The following is a 24,725-nucleotide window of genomic DNA, read 5'->3' on the forward strand; positions in this document are numbered from 1 at the left end:
CACCCTGCCATCACAATCCAAAACACCCTGACGCGGGGTGGAGCAGCCCGGTAGCTCGTCAGGCTCATAACCTGAAGGTCACAGGTTCAAATCCTGTCCCCGCACCCAAGGGTCTACGTACAAAAGCCACCTTCGGGTGGCTTTTGCCGTTTCAGCATACCCGTTTAGGCGCGCGATGCGCAGACTTCACGTTCGCGAGATAGCTTGCGGCCCACCTTTCCGCTAACCCAGACGCGGGCAGGTTAGCGAACCTGCGATCCGCGTGATATGACCCCCGCCCCCCTCAAGCGCGCGAGCGCGTTAGGGTGGTTGCTAGGCGTTAGGAGAAGCTGAAATGAGCAGGGTGCTGGTGATCGGCGCAGGTGGCGTTGGTTCGGTCGCTGTCCATAAGATGGCGATGAACAAGGACATTTTCTCGCACATCACCTTGGCGAGCCGGACGAAGTCGAAGTGCGACGCCATCGCGGAGTCGGTGAAGCAACGCACGGGCGTGACCATCGATACGGCGGCGATCGACGCCGACGATGTCGCTGCGACGACCGCGTTGATCCAGTCGGTGAAGCCGGCCCTGGTGGTCAATCTGGCGCTGCCCTATCAGGATCTGGCGATCATGGACGCCTGCCTGGCCGCCGGCGTGAACTATCTCGACACGGCCAATTACGAGCCGCGCGACGAGGCCAAGTTCGAATACAGCTGGCAGTGGGCCTATCAGGAGCGCTTCAAGGAAGCCGGCCTGATGGCGCTGCTGGGCAGCGGCTTCGACCCGGGCGTGACCTCGGTGTTCACGACCTACACCAAGAAGCACCTGCTGGACCGGATCGACACGCTCGACATCCTGGACTGCAACGGCGGCGACACTGGCCTGCCGTTCGCCACCAACTTCAACCCCGAGATCAATCTGCGCGAAGTGACCGCCCCGTCGCGTCACTGGGAAAACAGCCAGTGGGTCGAAGGCCCGGCGCTGAGCCACAAGCAGGTGTTCGACTTCGAGGGCGTGGGCCCCAAGAACATGTACCTCATGTACCATGAGGAACTGGAGTCCCTGGTCAAGTTCTACCCGGAGATCAAGCGCATCCGGTTCTGGATGACCTTCGGCGACAGCTATCTCAAGCACCTGGAAGTGCTGGGCAATGTCGGCATGACCAGCATCGAGCCGATGATGTTCCAGGGCCGCGAGATCATCCCAATGGAGCTGCTCAAGGCGCTGCTGCCCGAGCCGTCTTCGCTGGGTCCGCTCACCAAGGGCAAGACCAATATCGGCACGATCGCGACCGGCGAGAAGGACGGCAAGGCCCGCACGGTCTACGTCAAGAACATCTGCGATCACGAGGAGGCCTATGCCGAGACCGGCAACCAGGCCGTCAGCTACACGACCGGCGTGCCGGCCATGATCGGCGCGGCCATGCTGCTGACCGGCAAGTGGTCGGGCGCGGGCGTGTTCAACATGGAGCAGCTGGATCCCGATCCGTTCATGGACATGCTGAACACCCAGGGCCTGCCCTGGACGGTCGAGGATCTGGACGCGCCGCTGGCGTTCTAAGGGCTGAGAAGCAGAACTCATGGAAACTCGGGCCGGTGATCCGGGCGCCTTCGCGCATTTCGACCTGAACCGTGTGGCCTCGCCCGCCTTCGTGGTGGACGAGGTCGCGGTGCGGCGCAATCTGGCGGTGCTGAAGGACGTTCGAGATCGGGGCTCCGCCCGGGTCCTGCTGGCCCTGAAGGCCTTTTCCATGTGGTCGCTGGCGGACGTCGTCGGGGAGTATCTCGACGGCGTCTGCGCCTCCGGTCTGTGGGAGGCGCGGCTGGCGCGAGAATTCTATAAGGGCGAACTGACCACCTATTCGCCCGCCTACAAGGCGCAGGACCTGCCGGAAATCCTGCGATTGTCCGACCACGTCATATTCAACTCCCCCGACCAGGTGGCGCGTTTTGCTGACCTGATCGCGCAGGCCCGCGCCGCCGGCGAGGTCTTCGAGATCGGCCTGCGGCTGAACCCCCAGCATTCCGAGGGCGAGGTCGCCAAGTATGACCCGGCCCAGCCCTGTTCGCGCCTGGGCTTCCCGGTGTCGCAGCTGCGGCCCGAGCACATGCAGGGTGTCGACGGCCTGCATATCCACGCCTTGTGCGAGCAGGACTTCGAGCCGCTGGCCCGCATCTGGGCGGCGGTGGAGCCCAAGCTGGCCCCGCTGCTGGGCGGCGTGAAATGGCTGAACCTGGGCGGCGGCCACCATGTGACCCGCGCCGACTATCAGACCGACCGGCTGGTGGATTTCCTGAACGATGTGGCCCAGCGTCACGGCGTACAGGTCTATCTGGAGCCGGGCGAGGCCGTGGCGCTGGACGCCGGCGTCCTGGTAGGCGAGGTGCTGGACGTCTTCGACAACGGCATGCCCATCGCCATCACCGACATCTCGGCCACCTGCCACATGCCGGACGTGATCGAGGCGCCGTACCGCCCCGCTATGCTCAAGGAGCTGGCCGAGGGCGTCGTCGTGCGCCTGGGCGGCCCGTCGTGCCTGGCCGGCGACATCATCGGCGACTACGTCTTCGCCGAGCGCCCGACGCCGGGCGCGCGCATCGCCTTCCTCGACCAGGCCCACTATTCGATGGTCAAGACCAACACCTTCAACGGGGTGCCGCTGCCGGCCATCGCGCTGTGGAACAGCGACACCGACGCGCTGAGGGTCATCCGGAACTTCGACTACGACGCGTTCCGCGACCGGCTATCCTGACCATCCGCGTCGGCGCCGCTGGCCGATGATTATCGCTCTGCTTCCCGTATACAGGCCGTCATAGGCCCGTAGGCGCGGGCCAAGATGCCGAAGGCGTCAAGGCCAGCGCGGTCGGCCGACTCCGCCTCCCGGGGGAGTCTGGCCATGCGATCGCTCGCCGTGGGCGGCGCGCCCAAGCCGGCGTCGGCCCGGGCGCGCGCCGCTGCGCCGTCTAGTGGGACGGACCCGAGAGGGACTCGACCGGCGTGTCGAGCAGCTGTTGCTCCCACAGGCCCGCGATGCCGCTGCCCCCGGCGTGATAGAGGCTGATCTGTGACAGCGCCGGCGCCGTGGCGGTGCGCGCCCAGTCGCGCTGCCATTCGCCCATCAGCGCGACCCAGGTCATGACGTTGGCGCCGGCCGCGATCATGCGCTGGATGGCGACCTGGTGCGCTTCCACCGACACTGCGCCGCAAGCGTCGGTGATCACCGTGACGTCCCATCCCTCGCCGAGCGCCTGGATCACCGGCATGGCGACGCAGATCTCGGTCCACAGGCCCGCGACGATCAGTTGCTTGCGCCCCGTCGCCTTGACCGCGTCGACGACTTTCTCGTCCTCCCACGTGTTGATCAGGGTGCGGTCGATCACCGCCTGCCCAGGAAAGACGTCGGTGATCTGCGGGAAGATCAGGCCGCCGCGCGCCGCGATCACGCTGGTGAGGATTGTGGGCACATCGAAAGCCTTGGCGAGCTTGGCCAGGCCGGTCGTGTTGTTCACCACGGCCTGGGGGTCGTGGCTGTTGAGATTGGCGAGCTGGTAGGGCTGGTGATCGATCAGCACGAGAACCGAGTCTTCGGGACGCAGAAGGGAATCGAGGCCGTTGCGGAGGGTCATGATGGGCTCTCTTCAGACATGTGGGGGATCGACCGACGCTGCTTTGCGGCGTTGTCTGCGCAGACCTTGGCATTCCGGATTTCGATGCGATATGTCCTCATAGGGCTACGCTCCGTCGCGATTTCAGGAACGCCAAAGTGGACACCGAAGACCTGCGCACCTTCGTGGAAGTGGCCGACGCAGGCGGCGTATCGCCCGCTGCACGGCGGCTGGGCATGGCCAAGTCCATCGTCAGCCGCCGACTCCAGCGGCTCGAGGCCGAGCTGGGGGTCCAGCTTCTGGCCCGTACGACACGCGGCGCGGCGCTGACGGAGGCTGGCGAGCTCTTTCGGGACTATGCCGCCCGGATCGCGGCCGACATCGACGTGGCCAAGGAGACCATCCTGCCGGAGGGCGACTTGCGAGGACGGCTGCGGATCTCCGCGCCCCTGACGTTCGGCCCGACGCATATCGCGCCCGTACTGGCGGAAATGGCGCGCCGCCATCCCGAGCTCAGCATTCAGGCCTGCTACACGGATCGCTTCGTCGACCTGGTGGCGGAGGGTTACGACTGCGCCATCCGGATCGGCTATCTGCAAGATTCCGATCTCGTCGCACGCCGCATCGGACCGCTCTTTGGCAAGCTGGTCGCCAGTCCGGACTATATCCGCGCGCACGGCGCGCCCGAGACGCCCGACCAGGTCGTCGACCACGAGGCGCTGCTGCAGGGCACCGAGCCCTGGCGTTTTCTCGATGGCGACAAGGTGATCACGGTGCGCCCGCGAGGGCGGTTCAAGGCCGACAACGGCACCGCGCTGGCCGTCGCTGCGCTGGCGGGGCTGGGTCTGGCTTGCCTGCCGGACGATTTCGTCGACGCGCACATCGCCTCGGGCGCGCTGACGCCGGTCATGACGCGCTATCCGCCGCCGGCGGCCGGAGCCTACGTGCTGCGTCCGCCAGGCCAGTATCCGGTGCGGAAGATCCGCGTCCTGACCGAGCTCCTGACCGAATACTGGAACAATCGCGACGCCCTGGCGGCCATCGCCCAGCCTCGCCGAGAGGCCTGAGAGCGCGCGGAGCCGATCTGGCGATTGCAGAAAGGCTCCGCGCGAGGGATCGGCTAGATCTTCAGGATGCCCCGATAGGTCGGGTGCACGACTTCGGCGTGCTCAGGGTGCTTTTGCAGATAGCCCATGAAGAAGGGGCAGACCGGCAGGAGCAGAAGATTGCGATCCTTGGCGTCGGCGAGCACGTGCTTGGCCAGCCGGCTGGCCAGTCCGCGTCCCTCCAGACGCTGGGGCACCACGGTTTCGGTGATCATCAGCGACCCCGGCGACAGGTTGTAGGTCACGACCGCGACGTCGCCGTCGACAGGCAGCTCGTAGCGTTTCATTTCGGGGTTATCGCGGATTTCGGGATCGTGCACGGCGGCTCTCTCGGCTTATGGGGGGGCGGGTCTTGCGGCAGGATGTTAGCAGGCCCTCGATCGGACGGTTCTACAAGGACGGCCCGCGCTTGGCTTCGTGGGGATCGAACATCGCCAGGCCGGAAAGCGCCGCTTCGACGGGCGCCTCGTCCTGAAGCACATCCCAGTGCTCGGCCAACCGGCCGCCCTCGATGCGGAACAGATCGACCACGACCAGCGGCGTCGGCGCCCAGCCGCGGATGCGGCCGTGGATCGCGACGAAATCGCCTTCGGCCAGGATCAGGCCCGGCTCATACCAGACATCGGCCGACAGGCCTTCGACCAAGGCCTTCAGGGCCGCGCGGCCCTGGGGGATGTGGGGGTTGTGCTGCACATAGTCGGCGACATACAGCCGATCGACGGCCGAGGCGTCGCGGCGCTGGAACAGGCTCGTCATCGCGTCGAGCACCAGCGCCTTGTTGCGATGCGGACGATCGTCCGAAGTCCGCGCGGCGGGTTCGATGATCCGCATCGGCCCGGTCATGCGCAGGAACTGGCCGTCGGCCAGCGTAGCGTGAGAGTGAACGACGCCGCGGTCGAAGTCCTGCACGTGGGTGACGGTCGCACCGGTCTCTTCCGTCCAGCTCACCGCGAACAGACCGTTGCCGAGCGGCGCGACATGGATGTCGACGGTCTCGCTGTGGGCGAAGGGCCCTTCCTGGATCTGGAACTTCAACCGGGTCTGCGAGAGCAGGGTCAGGGTCGCCGTGAAGGGTTCGAACGCGACTTCAAACACGAGGCCGACGGGGTAGCTGTCGTTTGGCATTCTGGAGGCTCCGGATCGGCGGGAGGCTCTCACCCTTAGGCAGCCGGACGGGTCTTGTCCCCGCTACAGGCGTTCCTGAAATCGCGACGCGGCGGCGCCAAACCCAGGCCTGTCGCCCGACGCAAGAGGGCCCTGGACGCGTGGTCCAGAGCCCCCCTTCGTGACGGTCGGACGCGGCGGCTAGAACGTGCTGCTGATCCGCACGCCGACGGTGCGCGGGCGCGGCGAGAACACGCGGATGCCGTCCAGCGACTCGACGACGCCCAGGTACGCGGCCTTGTCGGTCAGGTTCTCGCCGAACAGGCTGAGATCCCAGGCGTCCTTCCGCACCCCCAGCTTGGCGTTGATCATGTAGAAGGCCGGCAGCTTGGTGTTGTAGGTGTTGCGGTTGTTGAACGAGGTGGTCGAACCGCCGCGGTAGTTGACGCCGGCCTGGGCATAGCCCCGGACGTCGGCGGTCAGGTCGGCCTCGTACTCGGCCGAGAAGGTCATGGCCCACTTGGGCGTCAGCGGCACGCGGTCGCCGGTGAAGCCGAAGGTCCCGGCCGCCATCACGTCGGCGGGCAGGTCCGAGGCCAGCTTGGCGTCGACATAGTTGACGCTGCCGCTGAGGCTCAGGCCCGGCAGGGGCTTGAAGGTCGAGTTGACCTCGACGCCGTTCACCTCGGTCTTGCCGGCGTTGATCGTGTAGGCGAACGCGCCGGGGGCCTGGGCCGACAGTTGCTGGCCGTTCCAGTCGATGCGGTAGAAGGCGGCGTCGACGAACAGCTTGCGGTCCAGCCAGTAGCTCTTCACGCCCAGTTCGTAGTTCCACAGGCTGTCGGGATTGTAGGTGCCCGGGAACACGACGCCGGCCTGCTGGGCCAGCGAGGTGGCGGTGTTGACGCCGCCGATGCGGAAGCCCGAGGCGGCGCGCGCATAGACGCTGATGTCCGGCGTAGCCTTCCACATCAGGGCGACGTTGTAGCTGGGCTTGTCGTTGCTGCCGCGGCTGTCACCGGTGACCGACGGGGTGGTGACCCGGCCGAAGATGAAGTCCGGGAACACCGTCTGCAGGTTGGTGATGATGTCGTGGATGTCGGCCTTGAAGTAGCGCAGGCCGACCGTGGCGGTCAGGCTGTCGCTGAGGGTGTAGTCGGCTTGGGCGTAGACGGCGTACTGGCCGACGCTGCGCTTGGTGTTGGTGCCGAACTCATAAAGGCTGTTGCCGCGACCCGGCTTGTGCAGGCCCTTGGCCACGCATTCGCTGAAGGTGTAGCAGAGCGCCTCGCCGGTGCTGGTCGCGACCACCGAGTTGGTCTGGTAGACCGACTGGCTGTTTTCGTAATAGCCGCCGGCCACGATCTGGAACGGGCTGTCCCACTTGGACGAGAAGCGCAGTTCCGACACCCAGTCCTTGAACACGGCGGTCGGCACGAACAGGGTCGAGCCGGTCAGGCCAAAGCCCTGGGCCGTAGGCGTGCTGTCCTTGGGGTTCACCACGCGCTGGTTGGTGTACGAGCTGGACGCCGTGACCGTGCCGAAGCCCAGGTCGTACTCGCCCACGACGTTATAGAGGTTGTAGTTGTCGCGGTAGAATTCGATCGTCGGCGACGGGTTGTTGTACGGACCCGTCCGGGTGTGCCAGGCCTGGGTGCCGTCGACGTCGATCTCCTGATGGGTCGCCGTGGCGGTGATGGTCAGGCGATCGGTCGGCTGGAACAGCAGGATCGCGCGGCCGCCCTTCACGTGGGCGTCGTTGTTGTTCTTGTGCAGGACGCCGTTGACCGTCTGGTCGACGAAGCCGCCGCCGCTTTCCGACCAGCCGGTGACGCGCAGGGCCAGCTTGTCCGCGATGATCGGCACGTTCAGCGAGGCGTTGCCGTCATAATAGTTGTTGCCGCCCTTCAGCGCGGCCGCGCCGACCGAGATGCGGCCGCCGAAGTCGTTGAGGTCGGGCTTGGTGGTGATCACGCGCAGGGTGCCGCTCATCGAGCTGGCGCCGAACAGGGTGCCTTGCGGACCCTTCAGCACTTCGATGTGGTCCAGGTCGTACAGGCGCAGGCCCGGCTTGCCGTCGCCCAGGATGTTGCCGCCCTGCGCGCCGACCAGCGGCGTCTCGTCCAGATAGATGCCCGAGGTGGCGCCGACGTTCGACTGGATGCCGCGGATGATCACCTTGGTCTGCGAGGCGCCGTAGCTCTGGATGGTCAGCGACGGGTCGACCTTGGAGAGGTCCTGCAGGGTCGCGATGCCCTGCTTCTCCAGCGTGGCGCCCGAGAAGGCGGTGATGGCCAGGGGCGTGTTCTGTACCGACACGTCGCCGCGACGGGTAGCCGAAACCACGATCTCGGTCACGACGTCGCTGTCGCCGGCCGAAGCCGTCTGGGCGTGGGCCTGGGCGCAGGCCAGCGAGGCCAGGCCGGCCGTGGCCAGCATCAGGCCTTGGCGAAGAGTCCGGGAGCGTTGAGCGGAGCGCTGGGCCCCGAAAGCATACGACATGATCTTCATCCCCTTGCCGCCGCCGTTTGGCGTGCGGACGTCTCTGCGAAAGCGCCCGCTTGAGCGGGGCGCGACGACAGCTCCGTTGGTCGGCCAGATTGGCGCGTCGGCCCGGTCGTTGTCAGACAAGTTTACTGTCATACAAAGTGACTTTGTCTGACAAACCGACAACGCGAACGCGGCGGGCTGTGTGACGAAATTCCCGCGTTACGCCGAAAGCGTGAGCGCTTCAGGGGCGGGCTTGCTCGCAGCGTGGGCGCCAATTCGTCGATCCTTGTCATTGATCCAGGTCAATTGCCGGTCCCGCTGTTGGGCCTGACGGCGCAGCGCTTTCGGATCGCGCATTGATCTGGCTCAACTGTTTTTCGATTGGCGCCCAATTGCTGAGCCGGCGCTGTCGTGAGCGCTCCAAAAGGCGGCGCCGGGACGATCGCGACGTCCAGACACCTTCTATTCTTGTATTACAATCACACGAAAAACTAAGAACGACCGGCGCGGCCGGCCGTTGTCCGCGCCGACGGGGAGTTCAAGCGTGGAAGAAAAGTCCGAGAGCGCCGCGACGGGATGGCCGCCGCGCCGGATGGCCTACTTCGCCTTGGCTATCCTGCTGCTGGCCTACGTCTTCTCGTTCATCGACCGGATCATCCTGTCGATGCTGGTCGGGCCGATCAAGGCCGACCTGAACCTGAGCGACACTCAGATCGCCCTGGTCAACGGCCTGGCCTTCTCGATGTTCTACGCGACCATGGGCCTGCCGCTGGGCTGGCTGGTCGACCGCACCTCGCGCAAGGGCGTGATCGCCGCCGGCATCGCCCTGTGGAGCCTGGTGACCGCGTTCTCGGGGCTGGCCAAGGATTTCGGCCATCTGTTCCTGGCTCGGATGGGCGTTGGTGTGGGCGAGGCGGCGCTGTCGCCGGGCGCCTATTCCATGATCGCCGATTACTTCCCGCCCAAGTCGCGCGGGCGAGCGATCGCCATCTATACGATGGGCGTGTCGCTGGGCTCGGGCCTGGCCTATCTGATCGGCGGCTTCCTGATCAGCTTCGCCAACAGCCAGGCGACGATCACCCTGCCGGTCCTGGGCGCGCTGGCCCCGTGGCGCTTCATCTTCATCGCCGTGGGCCTGCCGGGCCTGCTGGTCGCCCTGCTGATGCTGGCCGTGCGCGAACCGCCGCGCCGCCAGGGCGAGGGCGCGCAGGCCGAGGCCGGTCAAACCCAGAAAGAGACGAAAGCCTTCTGGGCCTTCATGAAGCGCCGCTGGGCCGTCGTGGCCGCCTACGTCTTCGGCTACGGCATGACCAATGTGCCGTTCGCGGCCTTCCTGGCCTGGGGGCCGGCGTTCCTGGGGCGGCACCATCATCTGTCGCCCAAGGAGATCGGCCTGGCCCTGGGCTTCATCTTCCTGGGCCCCGCATGCCTGGGTCAGGTGGTCGGGGCGGCGGTGACCGACCGACGCTATGCCCGAGGCAAGCTCGACGCGCCGTTCCAGACGGGCCTGGTCTGCGCCGTGCTGCTGATCCCGTTCGCGGCCCTGATCACCCTGGCGCCGACCGCGCCGCTGAGCCTGCTGGCCCTGGCGGTCAGCGTCTTCCTGGTCTGCGCCTCGGTGGGCCACCAGGCGACCGTTGCGACCCTGATCTCGCCCAACCGCCTGCGCGGCCAGGTCTCGGCCTTCTACATCCTGATGCAGGGCGTGATCGGCGCGGCCGTGGTGCCGCTGGCCGTGGCCCTGATCAGCGACAAGGTCCTGCACGATCCCGGCAAGATCGGCCTGGCCATGGCCATCGTCGGCGTCGTCGGCGTGATCGCCGGCGCGATCGCCTTCGCCCTGGGGCTCAAGCCGCTGCGGCTGGCCCTGGCTCCCGTCACCTCTTCCATCGACCCGTCCTGAGGGACGGCGCCGCGTATGTACCGAAAGGATCCAGCGTGAAGTTCGGCTTTTTCAATCTGATGCCGTGGCCCGGCTATCCCGAGCCGCCGCGCGTCTACCCGACGCCCAACAAGGACTACGACCCGATCAAGGGTCAGAAGCTCTATCACGACTATATCGACCTGCTCGTCCACGCCGAGGCCTGCGGCTTCGACTGGATCGGCTGCAACGAGCATCACTTCAGCCCCTACGGCCTGATGCCCAACTGCAACCTGATCGGCTCGATCCTGACCCGCGAGACCAAGGTCTCGAAGCTGGCCATGATCGGCAACCTGCTGCCGCTGTCCAACCCCATCCGCGTGGCCGAGGAATACGCCATGCTGGACGTGATGAGCGGCGGTCGCCTGATCGCGGGCTTCATGCGCGGCGTGCCGCACGAGTACATCGCCTACAACTCGCCTCCGGGCGAGAGCCGCGCCCGCCAGAAGGAAGCCGCCCAGCTGATCATCAAGTGCTGGACCGAGCCGGAGCCCTTCGGCTGGGAAGGCGAGTTCTTCCAGTTCAAGTCGGTGTCGATCTGGCCCAAGCCCATCCAGAAGCCCTATCCGACCATCCTGATGTCGGCCTCGAACGAGGAGTCGGCGGTGTTCGCCGGCGAGAGCAAGGCGATCATGGCCATGGGCCTGATCTCGGACATGGCCGTGGCCCGCAACAACGTCGACATCTTCCGCGAGACGGCCAAGAAGACCGGCTGGGAAGCGACTGACGACCACGTGATGATGGGCGCCAGCACCTGCATCTGCGAGACCGACGAAGAGGCCCATGAGGTCTTCGCCCAGGCGCTCGACTACTTCCACGGCACGCTGATGAAGCCGACGCTGGACGCGCTGAAGCTCGTTCTGCAGGCCGGCTACTTCAGCGCCCAGAAGGCCGGCGCCAGCTATGACAACCGGCTGGACAAGGTCACCGCCAAGAAGACGGTCCAGGAGATGATCGACGCCGGCTCGATCATCTGCGGCAGCCCCGAAAGCGTCGTGAAGCAGATCAAGCGCTTCCGCGACGAGCTGGGCGCGGGCCGCCTGAACATGAGCATGCAGATCGGCGACCTGCCGATCCCGGTCGTCAGGAAGGGCATGGACCTGTTCCGCGACCGCGTCCTGCCGCAAGTGCGCGACCTGTAGGAGCCGCCGTCATGACTTTCGAACGCAAGCAGATCACGCTCTACACGGGCGAGCTGTCCTACTTCGTGGCCGGCGAGGGCGAGCCGCTGCTGTACCTGCACCCGGCCGGCGGCGCGCTGCTGACCGAGGTGGTCCAGGGGCTGGCCAAGTTCCGCAAGGTCTATGTGCCGATCCTGCCGGGCTTCGACGGGACGCCGCGCCACGCCGGCGTCGACACCGTCATCGACCTGGCCAATCTGGCGGCCGAGTTCGCGGCCCTGGTGATCGGCGAGGCTCCTGACGTGATGGGCGCCTCGTTCGGCGGCTGGATCGCGCTGTGGATGGCCGCGCGCCATCCCAAGGGCGTCGGTCGCCTGGTGCTGGAAGCCCCGGCCGGCCTGCGCTTCGGCATGGACGAGACCAGCCTGACGCCGGAACAGGCGCGGGCCAACCTGTTCGCCTATCCGGCCAAGGCCGCGGCGATCGCGCCGACCCGCGAGACGGCGATCGCCAATGGCCAGGCGTTCGGCGCCTACATGGCCGGCGTCTATGTCGACCAGGCCCTGGTCGAGACCCTGCCGACCATCCAGGCCCACACCCTGGTGCTGATGGGCACGCTGGACGTCACGGTGCCGCCCGAGACGGGCTGGACCCTGGCGGGCAGCCTGCCGCACGTGAACCTCAGCTACGTCTATGACGCGGCCCACGCGGCCCAGGTCGATCAGCCCGCAGCCTGCCTGCGGATGATCCGGCCGTTCCTGGAAAAAGGGGCGGCGTTCATCGTCGCCTCGCGCGAATACGCCTGACGTTTTACCCCTTTTCGTCAGCGTTGCGGCGGCGCGGTCCAGTCCCAGGACCGCGCCGTTTTCTTGCGCCTAGTCCTCCGGCCGATCGGCGTAGCGGCGGGCCAGCACGGCGCAGACCATCAGCTGGATCTGGTGGAACAGCATCAGCGGCACGATCATCGGCCCGACCACGGCGGCGGGAAACAGCAGGCCGGCCATCGGTACGCCCGAGGCCAGGCTCTTCTTGGAGCCGCAGAACACCAGGGTGATCTCGTCGGCCTTGGACAGGCCCGCGCGGCGGGCGATCAGGTTGGTCGCCGCCAGCGCGATGGCCAGGAGGGCGCAGTCCAGCACCAGGACCGTCGCCAGGTCGCCGGCGCCCATCTTGCGCCACAGGCCCTCGACCACGGCGGCGCTGAAGGCGGTGTAGACCACCAGCAGGATCGAGCCGCGATCGACCAGGGTCAGCACCTTCTTGTGGCGGTCGACGAAGCCGCCGATCCACGGGCGCAGCAGGTGGCCGGCGACGAACGGGACCAGTAGCTGCAGCACGATCGATCCGGCCGCGCCGACCAGATCGCCGCCCTGGCCCTTGGCCCCCAGCAGCACGGCGGCCAGGATCGGGGTGACCACCACGCCCAGGATATTCGACAGCGACGCCCCGCAGATCGCCGCCGGCACGTTGCCGCGGGCGATGGCGGTGAAGGCGATCGACGACTGCACGGTCGAGGGCAGGATGCACAGATAGAGCAGGCCTGCGGCGAGGGTCGGATCCAGCAGCCAGGCCGGCGCGGCCTTGAAGCCCAGGCCGATGACCGGGAACAGCAGAAAGGTGCAGGCGAGCACCAGCAGGTGCAGCCGCCAGTGGCCGATGCCGGCCAGGATCGCCTCGCGCGACAGCTTGGCCCCGTGCAGGAAGAACAGCAGGGCGATGGCGATGTCGGTGACCGCGTTGGCGAGGGTCGCGGCGACGCCTCGGCAGGGCAGCAGCGAGGCCAAAATCACCGTGCCGACCAGGCACAGGGTGAAGTTGTCCGGACGCATGCGGGCCAGGGCGGACGAGAACTTGGACACGGGTTGCTCCGGGCGTGATCGATTGTTCAGCTTGGTCTTAGGCTGTGATTTTTTGTCATACAATCATATTGACGGCGTGCCGTGAGAGAGGCCTAGGTCGGACCTCCAGGAGGCGCCTTGATGTTCACCACCCGACCCGAAATCCGCGGCACGTTCGGCGTCGTCGCCTCCACCCACTGGATCGCCTCGTCGGTCGGCATGTCGGTGCTGGAGAAGGGCGGCAACGCCTTCGACGCCGCCGCCGCCGTGGGTTTCGCCCTGCAGGTCGTCGAGCCGCACCTGTGCGGTCCGGCCGGCGAGGTCCCGATCATCTTCCACTCCGTCGAGACCGATCGTGTCGAGGTGCTGTGCGGCCAGGGCTCCGCGCCGGCCGCCGCCACGATCGAGGCGTTCAAGGCCCTGGGCCTGGACGCCGTGCCGGGCTCGGGCCTGCTGGCAGCGGTGGCGCCGGGCTCGTTCGGGGCCTGGCTGACGCTCGTGCGCGACCACGGCCGCCTGCGCCTGGCCGACGTGCTGGAGCCGGCCCTGGGCTATGCGCTGAACGGCCATCCGGTGCTGCCCGGCGTCTCGCGCGCCCTGGCCGAGCTGAAGGAGACCTTCCAGACCGAGTGGAAGAGCTCGGCGGCGATCTGGCTGCCCGGGGGCGAGGCGCCCGCACCGCAGTCGCTGTTCCGCAACCCAACCCTGGCGGCCACCTGGCAAAGGATCCTGGACGAGGCCGGCGAGGGGACGCGCGAGCAGCAGCTCGATCGCGCCCTGGCCGCCTGGTACGAGGGCTTTGTCGCCGAGGCCATCGACCGCTTCTGCCGCGCCGAGCCCCTGATGGACTCCAGCGGCCGTCGCCATCGGGGCCTGCTGACCGGCCAGGACATGGCCGGCTGGCGGCCGACCTATGAGGCGCCGACCACCTTCGACTATCACGGCTGGACGGTCTGCAAGACGCAGGCCTGGGGGCAGGGGCCGGTGCTGCTGCAGGCGCTGTCGCTGCTGAAGGGCTTCGACCTCTCGGCCATGGACCCCAACGGCGCCGACTTCGCCCACGTGGTGCTGGAGGCCGCCAAGCTCGCCTTCGCCGACCGCGAGGCCTATTACGGCGACCCCGATTTCGTCGACGTGCCGATCGAGACTCTGCTCAGCGAAGCCTATGCCGTCGAGCGTCGCAAGCTGATCGGCGACCGGGCTTCGGACGAGATCCGGCCGGGGATCCTGCCGGGCTTCGAGGACCAGGTCGCTCGCGCACTGGGCATGGTCAAGCCGGCGGACGGAACGGCGGGGGGCTTAGGGATCGGCGAGCCGACCATGGCCCACCTGAAGCCGACCCTGAAGCCCGGCGACACCGTCCATCTCGACGTCATCGACCGCTGGGGCAACATGGTCTCGGCCACGCCCTCGGGCGGCTGGCCGCAGTCGTCGCCGACCATTCCCGAGCTGGGCTTCGCGCTGAACACCCGCGCCCAGATGTTCTGGCTGGAGCCGGGGCTGCCCTCGAGCCTGGCGCCCGGCAAGCGCCCGCGCACGACCCTGACCCCGACCCTGGCCCTGCACGAGGGACGGCCGGCGCTGATCTGCGGCACGCCCGGCGGCGACCAGCAGGATCAGTGGCAGCTGGCCTTGCTCCTGCGCCGGATCCACCACGGGCTGGGCCTGCAGGAGGCCATCGACCTGCCGCTGTTCCACACCGTGCACTTCCCGTCGTCGTTCTATCCGCGCGAGGCCCTGCCGGGCGTGTCGGTGATCGAGGAGAGCGCCGGCGCGGCGGTGATCGCCGACCTGAAGGCGCGCGGCCATGACCTGCAGGTCGCCCCGGCCTGGTCGGCGGGGCGGCTGACGGCGGCCGAGCGGCGCGCCGACGGCCTGCTCAGCGCCGCGGCCACGCCGCGCCTGATGCAGGCCTATGCGGTGGGGAGATAGCTACGGCGTGACCCAGATCGCGCCGTCGGCGATCTCGATCGGATAGGTGCGCAGCTTCTGCTTGCAGGGCAGGCTGCACGCCTTGCCCGAGCGGACATTGAAGCTGCCGCCGTGCAGCGGACAGAAGATCACCTCGCCCTCCAGCCGGCCCTCGGACAGCGAGGCGATGGCGTGGGTGCACTCGTCGTCGACCGCCAGATAGTCGTCGCCGATCCGGCACAGGACGATCGGGTCCTGACCGTCGAGGTCGAAGCGGCGCATGTCGCCGTCGGCAAGGTCGTCGGCGGCGCAAAGGCGGATGGCGTCGGCGGTCATGTCGGTCGCTAAGTCCTGAAATCGACGAGAAAGCGCCTCGGAAGGCGTGCAAACAATGTCATATTGTCATACAGAAAATGCGACAAGCGGCAGGGGCGCCGCAAGCGTTTTTCCTCACGAATGACCGGAGATTGGGCATGGGCCACATTCTGTTGCTCGACGCGGGCGGCACGATCACCTCACGGCCCAATGCCGACGGGGCCCTGGCCGCCAGCGACGCCGAAGACCGCCTGGCCGGTCTATTGCCCGAGGGCGCGCCGCTGGTGCGGGTGTGGCGGGTCCACAGCGGGCTGTCCGAGGCGATGAGCTTTTCCGACATGGCGTCCGTGGCCGCCGCCGTGGTCGAATCGCAGGCCCGGCCGCAGGTCGACGGCATCGTCGTCGCCCACGGCACCGACGTGATGGAGGAGGTCGCCTTCCTGGTCGATCTGGTCGCCTCGGCCGACAAGCCCGTGGTCTTCACCGGCGCCCAGCGGGCGGCAGGGAGAGGGCGGTCCGACGGTCCCCGCAATCTGCGCGACGCGATCACCGCCGCGGCCTCGCCGGCCATGGTCCGGGCGGGGGTGGTCATCGCCTTCGCCGGCCGGCTGATTCCCGCCCGTCAGGCGGTGAAGATCCACACCAGCGACATGCGGGCCTTCCGGGCGCGCGATGGCGTCGAAGGGCGGGTGGTCGGCCGCTCGGTCCTGCCGCCGCCGGGACGCCGCGTCCGGCTCGCGCCCCTGCCGCTGATGACGCCGTCCGAGGCGGTCGAGCTGGTGGCGCTGGGGGCGGGTTCGGCCGCCCCGCTGATCGCCGCCGCGCCGGGACTGGGCCTCAAGGGCCTGGTGTTGTGCGCCCTGGGCCGCGGCAATGTCGGGCCCTCGGCGCTGGAAGCGGTCAAGGCGGCGATCGCGGCGGGACTGGTGGTGGTGGTCGCCTCGCGCTGTCCCGAGGGCGCCAGCGCGCCGGACTACGCCACGGGCCTGGCCTTGCAGAAGGCCGGCGCGATCTTCGCCGGCGACCTTGGGGCCAGCCAAGCCCGCATCGCCCTGGCGACCCTGCTGGCGACGCATGATCGGGACGCGGCGGTGGAGGCCTTCCGGCGGATGGCCCAGGTTGCTTGAGAAAGGGGGCGGCTTAGCCGCCGGGGATATAGCGCTCGCAGCGGATGGCGGTCGGCGTCACGCCCTGGGCGTCCAGCCAGGCGCGGCTGGCTTCGATCATCGGTGGCGGGCCGCAGAGATAGTAGGCGGCGTCGGTGGCGACGTCGTCCGGCGTCAGCAGCGACAGCGCCGTGCCCAGCTGGGCGCGGTCGCCGCACTCGCCGCCCATTACGGCGGTGCGCACTTCCAGGTCGGGATTGTTGCGCGCCAGTTCGGCCAGCTCGGCCTCGTAGAACAGGTCGTCGGGTGTTGCGCAGCCAAAGCACAGCAGGGCCGGCCCTGAGGCCTCGCCCAGCTGGCGCAGGATCGAAACGGCCGGCGCCAAGCCCGTGCCGCCAGCCAGGAACACGTGGCGCTTGGCGCGGATGTCGTGGGCGAAGCTGCCCAGCGGACCGTGCAGGGTCACCCGGTCGCCGGCCTTGGCGCTGTCCGCCAGCCAGGTCGACATCATGCCATCCGGCACATGTCGGATCAGGAATTCCAGCCGCGCCTCGCCGCCGGTGGTGTGCGGCGCGCTGGCGATCGAATAGGCTCGGGCCTGGCGCGAGCCCGGCGGCCGCAGGCGCACATACTGGCCGCTCTGGAACACGAAGTCCTCGTCGTCCAGCGCCAGCACCAGGCGGTGGACGCTGGCGGCCACGCGCTCGACGCTGATCACCTGGGTCTGGTAGCGCGCGGGCGCCGAGGGGGCTGGCTCCAGGGCGTAAGGCAGCTGGAACGCCGCGTCGCCGCGCAGCCGGGTCATGCAGGTGGCGCGCAGGCCGGCCGCGCACTCGGCGGGCGACAGCGGGGTAGGCGCGCCGGCGTCGAACTCGGTTTCGCCGTCGCACAGCTGGGCCACGCACGCGCCGCACGATCCCGAGGCGCAGTCGTAGCGCAGCGGCGCGTCGATGGTCATCGCCGCTTCCAGCACCGTCTGGCCGGGCGCGACGACGAGCTCCAGCGTCTTACCGTCGGCGAACGTGAAGTGGGCGGCGTGCATGGCGGGCTCGAGGCTGATCAATCTTTGTATGACAATAATACAAAAAATCAGCCGCGCAAGGATTGGCGCCGTCGCGTCTCGCTGATAGGTCTGATTGCCAGTTTGTCATACATAATTTCATGCCTTGGGGGCCGAATGACTCAAGCTGATCTGATTGAGGACACCGCTGCGCGTTTGCTGGCCGCCTATGACGGCCCGCTGCTGGCGCCGGTCAGTCCCGACTTCGCCGCCGGCGACGCCGAGGCCGCCTATGCCGTGCAGATGGCCCAGGTCCGCCACTGGCGCGAGGCGGGGCGACGCCACGCCGGCCGCAAGATCGGCCTGACCTCCGAAGCGGTGCAGAAGCAGTTGGGCGTGGGCGAGCCGGACTTCGGCCACCTGTTCTCGGACATGATCTACGAGCCCGGCCAGGTCGTGCCCTATGGGCGGCTGCAGCAGCCGAAGGTCGAGGCCGAGATCGCCATCTTCCTGGGCGCCGACATCGACGATCCCGAGATCGACGCCGAAGGCGTGCTGGCCGCGACGGCCAGCGTGATCGCGGCGATCGAGATCGTCAGCAGCCGCATCGCCGACTGGAAGATCAACATCGTCGACACCGTCGCCGACAACGCTTCGTCTGGCCTGGTGATGCTGGGCACGCCCGCGCGCCGGCCCGAGGGCCTGGACCTGCTGGGCTGCGAGATGACCCTGAGCGTCAACGGCGAAACCGTTTCGCGCGGGGCCGGGGCGGCGTGCCTCGGCCATCCGCTGAACGCGGCCGCCTGGCTGGCGCGCAAGAGCATCGCCCTGGGCCAGCCGCTGCGGGCCGGCGAGCTGATCCTGACCGGCGCGCTGGGCCCCATGGCCGTCGTCAATCCGGGCGATCAGGTCGAGGCGGTGATCACCGGCATCGGGACGGTCAGCCTCAGCTTTGATCACGGCGCCTGAAACCTGGGCGCCTGCTCGGCGGGATGCGCCGCGCGGTCAGGTTTCCATCGACGCCTTCGTATAGCGTCATATTGTCATACAAAGATGGGTTCGCCCGTCGGTCAGTTTTTAGGGTAGGGCATGAGCGAGCAGCAATTCGTCAATCCGGACGTCGCCAACGCCGTCGGCGACTGGAAGGGTTATGTGGAGGCGAAGCTCGGCTTCCGTAACCACTGGTATCCCGTGCGTTTCTCCAAGGAGATCGAGGAAGGCCAGGCCATCACGGTCAAGATGCTGGGCGAGGCGCTGATCCTCAAGCGCATCGACGGCAAGGTGTTCGCCATCCGCGACCGCTGCCTGCACCGCGGCGTGCCGCTGTCCAAGAAGCTGGACTGCTACACCAAGGACACCATCACCTGCTGGTACCACGGCTACACCTACCGGGTGCAGACGGGCGAGCTGGTCAACATCCTGGCCGTGCCCGACAGCCGCCTGATCGGCCGGCGCAAGATCGTCACCTTCCCGGTCGAAGAGGCCAAGGGCGTGATCTTCGTGTTCATCGGCGACACCGAGGACGGCCCGCCGCCGCCGCTGGGGCACGACGTGCCGCCCGGCTTCCTGGACGACAACGTCATGGTGCTGGGCAAGCACCGGGTGGTGAATTCCAACTGGCGCCTGGGGGCCGAGAACGGCTTCGACGCCCTGCACATCTTCATCCACAAGGACACCACGCTCCGCCACTACCGCACCTTCAATTTCCCGATCGGCCACACGCCGCTGCCGGGCGCTGTGGTGACGGTCGAGGAGCCCGATGGCCCCAAGGGCGTCATCGACGACTTCGCACTGCACAAGCCGATGTGGGAGGGCATGATCGACGGCGAGGTGGTCGTCACCGGTCCGCGCACGGCCACGGTGCAGGGCACCTCGGCGGCGATGAAGACCTCGTGCTGGCTGCCCGGCGTGCTGAAGGTCGACTCGTTCCCGAACAAGGGCATGGACCAGTACGAGTGGTATGTGCCGATCGACGGCGAGAGCCACATCTACTTCCAGACCATCGGCGGCCATGTCTCGACCGACGAGGAGCGGATGAAGTTCGCCAACGACTTCGAGACCATCTGGAAGCCGCACGGCCTGGACGGTTTCAACGCCGACGACATCTGGGCGCGTGAAGTGACCGAGCCCTTCTACAGGGACGACTTCGGCTGGGTGGACGAGATGCTCTGTGAGCCGGACGTCACCCTCTTGGAATGGCGGCGCCTGGCCAGCCGCTGCAACCGTGGCATCCAGACGCCGGAGCACCTGCGATGATCAGCGTTCCCAACTTGGAAGGCACGGGCGTCACGTCCAACTTCATCGACGCCGCCGGCGTGCGCACTCACTACCTGGAGGCCGGGCAGGGCGAGCCCCTGGTGCTGGTCCACGGCGGCGGCGCGGGCGCCGACGCCTATGGCAACTGGCTGGACTGCATCCAGATCTTCGCCAAGTCCTGGCGCGTCATCGCGCCGGACATGATCGGCTTCGGCTACAGCGACAAGCCTTCGCCCGAGGGCTATCGCTACGACCAGCCGGGTCGTAACAAGCACCTGGGCGACTTCCTGGAGGCCATGGGCCTGTCGGGCGTCGCTTTGGTCGGCAACTCGATGGGCGGCGCGGCCTCGATCGGCGTGGCCATCGACCGGCCGCACCTGGTGGGCCAGCTGGTCCTGATGGGCAGCGCCGGCCTGCCGATCCCGGAAAAGCCCTCGGCGCACCTGCTGCATAACCTGCAATACGACTTCACGGTCGAGGGCATGCGCCGGGTTATCGGCGGCCTGACGGGTCCGGATTTCGTCCCGACCGAGGCCATGGTCCAGTACCGTTACGACCTCTGCGAGGATCCCGAGATCAAGGCGGCCCTGCAGGCTATCAACGCCCTGACCCGCACCGGCACGCTGAACTATCCGGAGGACGAGGTCCGCAAGATCAAGCACCCGACCCTGGTGGTGAACGGCAAGCAGGACGGCGTGTCCATCCTGCCGCGCGCCTACAAGTTCCTGGAGCTGCTGGACAACAGCTGGGGCTATATCGTGCCCCACTGCGGCCATTGGGCGATGATCGAGCGCCGCGACGACTTCTGCGCCGCCGTCGACGCCTTCCTCCAGCGGACCAAGGCGGCCTGAGCCATGGCGGCCCCTGCTGGCGTCCACGACATGATCCACCACCTGATCCAGGCGCCGGGCGACCGGCGTCTGGTCAAGGAGGACGACGAGGCGCTGTTCGAGCGCTTCGGCGTGCCGGCCGACGCGCGGCCGGTGCTGCGCACCGGCTACCGTGACGACCTCTACGCCCTGGGCATCCACCCGAACCTGATCATGAAGTGGCTGATCTGGTCGGGCCGGCTGACCATCAAGGGCTTCCCGATCAGCTACTATTTCGACCGGAGATAGCCCGTGGGCCAGATCGTCGGCGCTTTCGCCACCTCCCACGTCCTGGGGGCGCCCGATGGCGTCGAGGACCAGGCCGAGCGCGTCTTCCAGGGCATGCGCGAGATCGGCGCGCGCCTGCGGGCGCTGAAGCCCGATGTGCTGGTCGTGCTGACCAGCGACCACCTGAACAACTTCCGCGTCGACGTGCCCGCGCCGTTCGCGGTCGCCGCGGACGCCGTGCTGACGCCCTATGGCGACATGGGCCTGCCGACGGATCCGATCCCCGGCGCGCCCGACTTCGCCCTGGGCCTGGCGGCGTTCTGCGCCGAGCAGGGCCTGCCGGTCGATGCGATGGACGGCGTGCGGCCCGACCACGGGGTGATGATCCCGCACGGCGTGGCCGACCCTGAGCGCCAGATCCCGACGGCGATCTTCTACGTCAATTCGGTGCTGGACCCGTCGCCGGCGCCCGCGCAGTGCTGGACCGCCGGGGCCCTGCTGAAGCGCTTCGTCGAGCAGCAGCGTCCGGCGCACGAGCGCGTGGCCCTGCTGGCCGGCGGCGGCCTCTCGCACTGGCTGGCGGTGCCGCAGGAAGGCCGGGTCAACGAGGACTGGGACCGCTGGTTCATGGAGAACCTAGTCAGCGGCCACGCCGAGGAACTGACCCGCCTGACCAATGCCGAGATCCTGGACGCGGCCGGCAACGGCGGCCTGGAAGTCGCCGCCTGGATCGCCATGGCCGGCGCGGTGCCGCAGGCGAAGGGCGAGATCCTCTACTACGAGTCCCTGCCGTCCTGGGCCAGCGGCATGGGCGGCGTGGCGATGAGCGTTTGAGGCCGGGAAGCCCTCTCTCATAGAGAGGGGGAGGGGGCCGCCGCAAAGCGTTGGGAGGGTGAGAGGTTACACCCTCTGCCGCCCTTGGCGCGCTGCCTTGTGCGGATGCGCCCTATCTACAGGACGCCGGGCAACTGAACTGCCAGCGCCATGCCATTGGACGCGTTGACGGTCTGCTTCCAGAGTAGGCGTCATTTCCCGCTTGCGACCCCTCCGAGACTTTCGGAAGGTCGGCTAGCTGGCCGCCTCGTGCCTCATCGCCTCCGCGCCGAGCGCCACGTGCTCCGGGATACGCCCGCCGGCTTTGCGCTCGCTGTAGCGATCAACCAGGTAGTCCGCCCGATCGCGCGTCAGCAGTGTGAACTTCACCAGCTCCTCCATCACGTCAACGACGCGGTCGTAGTAGCTGGACGGCTTCATGCGGTCCTCCTCGTCGAATTCCTTGTAGGCCATGGCCACTGACGACTGGTTCGGGATGGTGATCATCCGCATCCAGCGGCCCAGCAAGCGCAGGGTATTAACGGCGTTGAACGACTGCGAGCCGCCGCTGACCTGCATCACCGCCAGCGTCCTGCCCTGGGTTGGCCTGACGCTGCCGATCTCCAGGGGAATCCAGTCGATCTGGGCCTTCATGATCCCGCTGATTGCGCCATGGCGTTCGGGGCTGCACCAGACTTGCCCCTCGGACCACAGTGACAGCGCCCGCAGTTCCTGGACCTTGGGATGGTCGGGACCCGTGGCGTCCGGAAGCGGCAAGTCGCGGGGATCGAAGACGCGGGTCTCGCACCCCATGGCCTGGAGGATACGCGCGGCCTCCTCCACCAGTAGGCGGCTGAACGAACGCTCCCGCAGCGACCCATAGAGCAACAGGATACGCGGCGGATGCGTCGCCAGGGTCGCGACCTCAAGCCGGTCCTGGTCGACCGGGGCGAGGAACTTCGGGTCGAGGGCGGGGAACTCGGTCACGGGCGACTCCAACTGCATCATTGAATTCTCGGATATTTCTAGCATATTGGAAATATGGAATCGAAGCCCGCTGTCAACATGCTCTCCGCCCTCGGCCATGAGGGGCGCCTGGCGATCTTCCGCCTGCTGGTGAAGGCGGGGCCGGGCGGAATCGCGGCGGGGGACATCGCCCGGACGCTCGATGTCCTGCCCAACAGCCTGTCGGCCAACCTCAATGTCCTGTCGCACGCCGGCCTGATCGCTTCGCGTCGCGACGGCCGCTCGATCATCTATTCGGCCGACTATGGCGCCATGAGCGGCCTTCTCGGCTTCCTGATGGAGGACTGCTGCAACGGCGCGCCCGAAATCTGCGCGCCGCTGGACGAGGTCGTGGCCCGGGCCAAGGCATGCTGCTGATGACGAGCGTGTCGCGCCGCTTGGTCGCCGAGGGCCTGGGCTCGGCCCTGCTGCTGGCGGTCGTGGTCGGTTCGGGGATCATGGGCGAGCGGCTGGCGGGCGGGAACGTCGCCATCGCCCTGCTGGGCAACACCCTGGCCACCGGCGCGGCGCTGGTCGTGCTGATCGCGGTGTTCGGCCCGATCTCCGGCGCGCACTTCAACCCCGTCGTCACGCTGGTCGCGGCCATGCGGCGTGAGATGCCGTGGCGGCTGGCCCTGATCTATCCGGTCGCTCAAGTCGTGGGCGCAATCTTGGGCGTCTGGGCCGCGCACGCCATGTTCGGCGAGGCGATCCTGCAGGTCTCCACCAAGCTGCGGGACGGCGGCGGCCAGGCGTTCTCCGAGGCCGTAGCGACGTTCGGCCTGATCGCCACCATTCTTGGCACGGTGCGGTTCCGACCGGACAGCACGCCGATGGCGGTGGGGCTCTACATCACCGCCGCCTACTGGTTCACGGCCTCGACTGCGTTCGCCAACCCGGCGGTGACGATCGCGCGCAGCCTGTCGAACACCTTCTCCGGCATCGCGCCATCCAGCGCGCCAGCCTTCATCCTGCCCCAGATCGTCGGCGCACTATTCGCGGCCGGCGTCTTCGGCTGGCTTCTCAAAACGGAAACGCCTGCATGACCGCCTTCTCAATCGTCATCTTCCACAATCCCGCCTGCGGCACCTCGCGCAACACCGTAGCCATGGTCGAGGCCGCCGGCTACGCGCCCCAGGTCGTCGAGTACCTGCAAGCCGGATGGACGCACGATCAGCTGCGGGACCTCGCCGGCAAGGCGGGCCTAACGTTCCGCCAGTTGATGCGCGAGAAGGGCACGCCCGCCGAAGCGCTGGGCCTGCTGGCCGACGACGTGGGCGAAGACCGCATCCTCGAGGCCATGGTCGAGCATCCGATCCTGATGAACCGGCCCATCGTCGTGACGCCCAAGGGCGTGAAGCTGTGCCGGCCGTCGGAGGTCGTGCTGGAGCTGCTGGACCGCCGGCCCGAAAGCTTCACCAAGGAAGACGGCGAGGTCGTGAAGCTCTGATCGCCTGGTTCCGGGTGGGGTGGCGATGGCCGCTCACCACCCTCAGCCGGCGCTCGAGAGGTCAGCTCGCGGCAGAGGCGGCTCGGCGCGCCAGGTCATGCGAAGGATAGACAGATCGATCGCCGAGGCGGTCTCCGCGAAGAACGGACAGCCGGCAGCAGCATCTTCGCGCAGGGCCTCGCGATCTAGTGCGTCTAGCTTCGACAAAGCCAGGTTAGCCGCTTCGTTGACCAACCCATTTTCTGGTCCGGTCAGCTCGCTATCGAAAATCCAGACGCCGAGGTTCGGCGACTCCCAAGCGCAACCGTCTTGGACGATTTGAAGGTCGCCGCCCCGATTGATCATCCCCGCGTCCCGGTAAGCCTCTATCACAAGCGCTATCGAGGTGAGCGGCCACGAAGCATTTCCGCCGATCACCTCTACAGCGGCGACGAGATGGTCTGGAAGGGCGGCAAGAAAGGGCGCGCTGTTCATCGTCGCAGGCTACGACCTAGAGCGCACCGCGCCAATGTCCGCTCGCCACCCATCTGTGAAGCTTCAGGGCCTTCAGCGCCGCGGCGTTGGTCGTCTGTGGTCGAAGCGCGGCCTATCCAGTCAGATGGCGTCC

Annotated in this window: 25 protein-coding genes and 1 tRNA gene; 17 read left to right on the top strand and 9 right to left on the bottom strand. The window is 67.6% G+C overall.

Annotated elements, in window-relative coordinates; translation table 11 throughout:
- Positions 1–31 precede the first annotated feature (31 nt).
- The 3 genes from E1H18_RS16545 (at position 32) to E1H18_RS16555 (ending at position 2,732) form a co-directional block, all read left to right on the top strand.
- Positions 32–108 (top strand) — tRNA-Met (locus E1H18_RS16545).
- 226 nt (positions 109–334) lie between these two features.
- Positions 335–1,540 carry a saccharopine dehydrogenase family protein gene (locus E1H18_RS16550; protein ID WP_172270439.1) on the top strand — a complete coding sequence of 402 codons (1,206 nt, stop codon included), beginning with the start codon at positions 335–337 and terminating at the stop codon, positions 1,538–1,540.
- A gap of 19 nt (positions 1,541–1,559) precedes the next feature.
- A complete protein-coding gene (locus tag E1H18_RS16555; RefSeq protein WP_172270441.1) occupies positions 1,560–2,732 on the top strand; it encodes a carboxynorspermidine decarboxylase in 1,173 nt (390 codons plus the stop codon).
- A gap of 211 nt (positions 2,733–2,943) precedes the next feature.
- Here E1H18_RS16555 and E1H18_RS16560 read toward each other — a convergent pair whose 3' ends face one another.
- Complete coding sequence (locus E1H18_RS16560; RefSeq protein ID WP_172270443.1) at positions 2,944–3,606, bottom strand: hydrolase; 663 nt, start codon at positions 3,604–3,606, stop codon at positions 2,944–2,946.
- Between the two features lie 137 nt (positions 3,607–3,743).
- Here E1H18_RS16560 and E1H18_RS16565 point away from each other — a divergent pair, with 137 nt between their 5' ends.
- Entirely contained in the window at positions 3,744–4,652 is a 909-nt protein-coding gene (locus tag E1H18_RS16565; RefSeq protein ID WP_172270445.1) for a LysR substrate-binding domain-containing protein, read from the top strand.
- Positions 4,653–4,705: 53 nt separating this feature from the next.
- On the opposite strand, the gene E1H18_RS16570 is transcribed toward E1H18_RS16565, so the two are convergent.
- From E1H18_RS16570 to E1H18_RS16580, 3 genes are all read right to left on the bottom strand, one after another.
- Positions 4,706–5,011 (bottom strand): GNAT family N-acetyltransferase, encoded by a 306-nt coding sequence (locus E1H18_RS16570; RefSeq protein ID WP_370526537.1) that lies wholly within the window; start codon positions 5,009–5,011, stop codon positions 4,706–4,708.
- Between the two features lie 70 nt (positions 5,012–5,081).
- Entirely contained in the window at positions 5,082–5,816 is a 735-nt protein-coding gene (locus E1H18_RS26505) for a nuclear transport factor 2 family protein (RefSeq protein WP_206679082.1), read from the bottom strand.
- A 180-nt stretch (positions 5,817–5,996) separates the two neighbouring features.
- The gene (locus E1H18_RS16580; RefSeq protein WP_172270447.1) at positions 5,997–8,297 is read right to left on the bottom strand and encodes a TonB-dependent receptor; all 2,301 of its coding nucleotides are present in this window, start codon (positions 8,295–8,297) and stop codon (positions 5,997–5,999) included.
- A 532-nt stretch (positions 8,298–8,829) separates the two neighbouring features.
- Between E1H18_RS16580 and E1H18_RS16590 the strand changes: the two genes are divergently transcribed.
- From E1H18_RS16590 to E1H18_RS16600, 3 genes are read left to right on the top strand one after another with little or no spacing between them, the layout of a single operon-like run.
- On the top strand, positions 8,830–10,188 hold the full coding sequence (locus tag E1H18_RS16590) for an MFS transporter (protein ID WP_172270451.1): 1,359 nt from the start codon (positions 8,830–8,832) through the stop codon (positions 10,186–10,188).
- A gap of 35 nt (positions 10,189–10,223) precedes the next feature.
- Positions 10,224–11,348, top strand: coding sequence for an LLM class flavin-dependent oxidoreductase (locus E1H18_RS16595; protein WP_172270453.1), 1,125 nt, complete (start codon positions 10,224–10,226; stop codon positions 11,346–11,348).
- An 11-nt stretch (positions 11,349–11,359) separates the two neighbouring features.
- Entirely contained in the window at positions 11,360–12,133 is a 774-nt protein-coding gene (locus E1H18_RS16600; protein ID WP_172270455.1) for an alpha/beta fold hydrolase, read from the top strand.
- Positions 12,134–12,202: 69 nt separating this feature from the next.
- Here E1H18_RS16600 and E1H18_RS16605 read toward each other — a convergent pair whose 3' ends face one another.
- Complete coding sequence (locus E1H18_RS16605) at positions 12,203–13,186, bottom strand: bile acid:sodium symporter family protein (RefSeq protein ID WP_370526538.1); 984 nt, start codon at positions 13,184–13,186, stop codon at positions 12,203–12,205.
- Positions 13,187–13,306: 120 nt separating this feature from the next.
- On the opposite strand from E1H18_RS16605, the gene E1H18_RS16610 reads away from it, so the two are divergent.
- A complete protein-coding gene (locus tag E1H18_RS16610) occupies positions 13,307–15,097 on the top strand; it encodes a gamma-glutamyltransferase family protein (RefSeq protein WP_172270457.1) in 1,791 nt (596 codons plus the stop codon).
- Here E1H18_RS16610 and E1H18_RS16615 read toward each other — a convergent pair whose 3' ends face one another.
- Positions 15,098–15,412 (bottom strand): non-heme iron oxygenase ferredoxin subunit, encoded by a 315-nt coding sequence (locus E1H18_RS16615; RefSeq protein WP_172270459.1) that lies wholly within the window; start codon positions 15,410–15,412, stop codon positions 15,098–15,100.
- Between the two features lie 137 nt (positions 15,413–15,549).
- Here E1H18_RS16615 and E1H18_RS16620 point away from each other — a divergent pair, with 137 nt between their 5' ends.
- A complete protein-coding gene (locus E1H18_RS16620) occupies positions 15,550–16,518 on the top strand; it encodes an asparaginase (protein WP_172270461.1) in 969 nt (322 codons plus the stop codon).
- 13 nt (positions 16,519–16,531) lie between these two features.
- On the opposite strand, the gene E1H18_RS16625 is transcribed toward E1H18_RS16620, so the two are convergent.
- Positions 16,532–17,539, bottom strand: a complete 1,008-nt coding sequence (locus E1H18_RS16625; RefSeq protein WP_172270463.1) for a 2Fe-2S iron-sulfur cluster binding domain-containing protein — start codon at positions 17,537–17,539, stop codon at positions 16,532–16,534.
- Between the two features lie 135 nt (positions 17,540–17,674).
- Between E1H18_RS16625 and E1H18_RS16630 the strand changes: the two genes are divergently transcribed.
- From E1H18_RS16630 to E1H18_RS16650, 5 genes are all read left to right on the top strand, one after another.
- Entirely contained in the window at positions 17,675–18,466 is a 792-nt protein-coding gene (locus E1H18_RS16630; RefSeq protein ID WP_172270472.1) for a 2-keto-4-pentenoate hydratase, read from the top strand.
- 120 nt (positions 18,467–18,586) lie between these two features.
- Complete coding sequence (locus E1H18_RS16635; RefSeq protein WP_172270481.1) at positions 18,587–19,753, top strand: Rieske 2Fe-2S domain-containing protein; 1,167 nt, start codon at positions 18,587–18,589, stop codon at positions 19,751–19,753.
- A complete protein-coding gene (locus E1H18_RS16640; RefSeq protein WP_172270483.1) occupies positions 19,750–20,604 on the top strand; it encodes an alpha/beta fold hydrolase in 855 nt (284 codons plus the stop codon). Before E1H18_RS16635 ends, E1H18_RS16640 begins: the two co-directional genes overlap by 4 nt.
- 3 nt (positions 20,605–20,607) lie before the next feature.
- Complete coding sequence (locus E1H18_RS16645) at positions 20,608–20,871, top strand: hypothetical protein (RefSeq protein WP_172270485.1); 264 nt, start codon at positions 20,608–20,610, stop codon at positions 20,869–20,871.
- A 3-nt stretch (positions 20,872–20,874) separates the two neighbouring features.
- Positions 20,875–21,684: a protocatechuate 3,4-dioxygenase gene (locus tag E1H18_RS16650; RefSeq protein ID WP_172270487.1), complete on the top strand. Its 810-nt coding sequence runs from the start codon at positions 20,875–20,877 to the stop codon at positions 21,682–21,684.
- A 234-nt stretch (positions 21,685–21,918) separates the two neighbouring features.
- On the opposite strand, the gene arsH is transcribed toward E1H18_RS16650, so the two are convergent.
- The gene (gene arsH / locus E1H18_RS16655) at positions 21,919–22,650 is read right to left on the bottom strand and encodes an arsenical resistance protein ArsH (RefSeq protein ID WP_172270498.1); all 732 of its coding nucleotides are present in this window, start codon (positions 22,648–22,650) and stop codon (positions 21,919–21,921) included.
- Between the two features lie 54 nt (positions 22,651–22,704).
- On the opposite strand from arsH, the gene E1H18_RS16660 reads away from it, so the two are divergent.
- From E1H18_RS16660 to arsC, 3 genes are read left to right on the top strand one after another with little or no spacing between them, the layout of a single operon-like run.
- Complete coding sequence (locus tag E1H18_RS16660) at positions 22,705–23,046, top strand: helix-turn-helix transcriptional regulator (RefSeq protein ID WP_172270500.1); 342 nt, start codon at positions 22,705–22,707, stop codon at positions 23,044–23,046.
- Positions 23,046–23,714, top strand: a complete 669-nt coding sequence (locus E1H18_RS16665) for an MIP/aquaporin family protein (RefSeq protein WP_172271206.1) — start codon at positions 23,046–23,048, stop codon at positions 23,712–23,714. Before E1H18_RS16660 ends, E1H18_RS16665 begins: the two co-directional genes overlap by 1 nt.
- Positions 23,711–24,118, top strand: a complete 408-nt coding sequence (gene arsC / locus E1H18_RS16670; protein ID WP_172270502.1) for an arsenate reductase (glutaredoxin) — start codon at positions 23,711–23,713, stop codon at positions 24,116–24,118. The genes E1H18_RS16665 and arsC overlap by 4 nt, the downstream gene beginning before the upstream one ends.
- A gap of 42 nt (positions 24,119–24,160) precedes the next feature.
- Here arsC and E1H18_RS16675 read toward each other — a convergent pair whose 3' ends face one another.
- Entirely contained in the window at positions 24,161–24,592 is a 432-nt protein-coding gene (locus tag E1H18_RS16675) for a hypothetical protein (protein WP_172270504.1), read from the bottom strand.
- Between the last annotated feature and the right edge of the window lie 133 nt (positions 24,593–24,725).

Source organism: Caulobacter sp. RHG1, assembly GCF_013181195.1.
Taxonomy (GTDB): domain Bacteria; phylum Pseudomonadota; class Alphaproteobacteria; order Caulobacterales; family Caulobacteraceae; genus Caulobacter.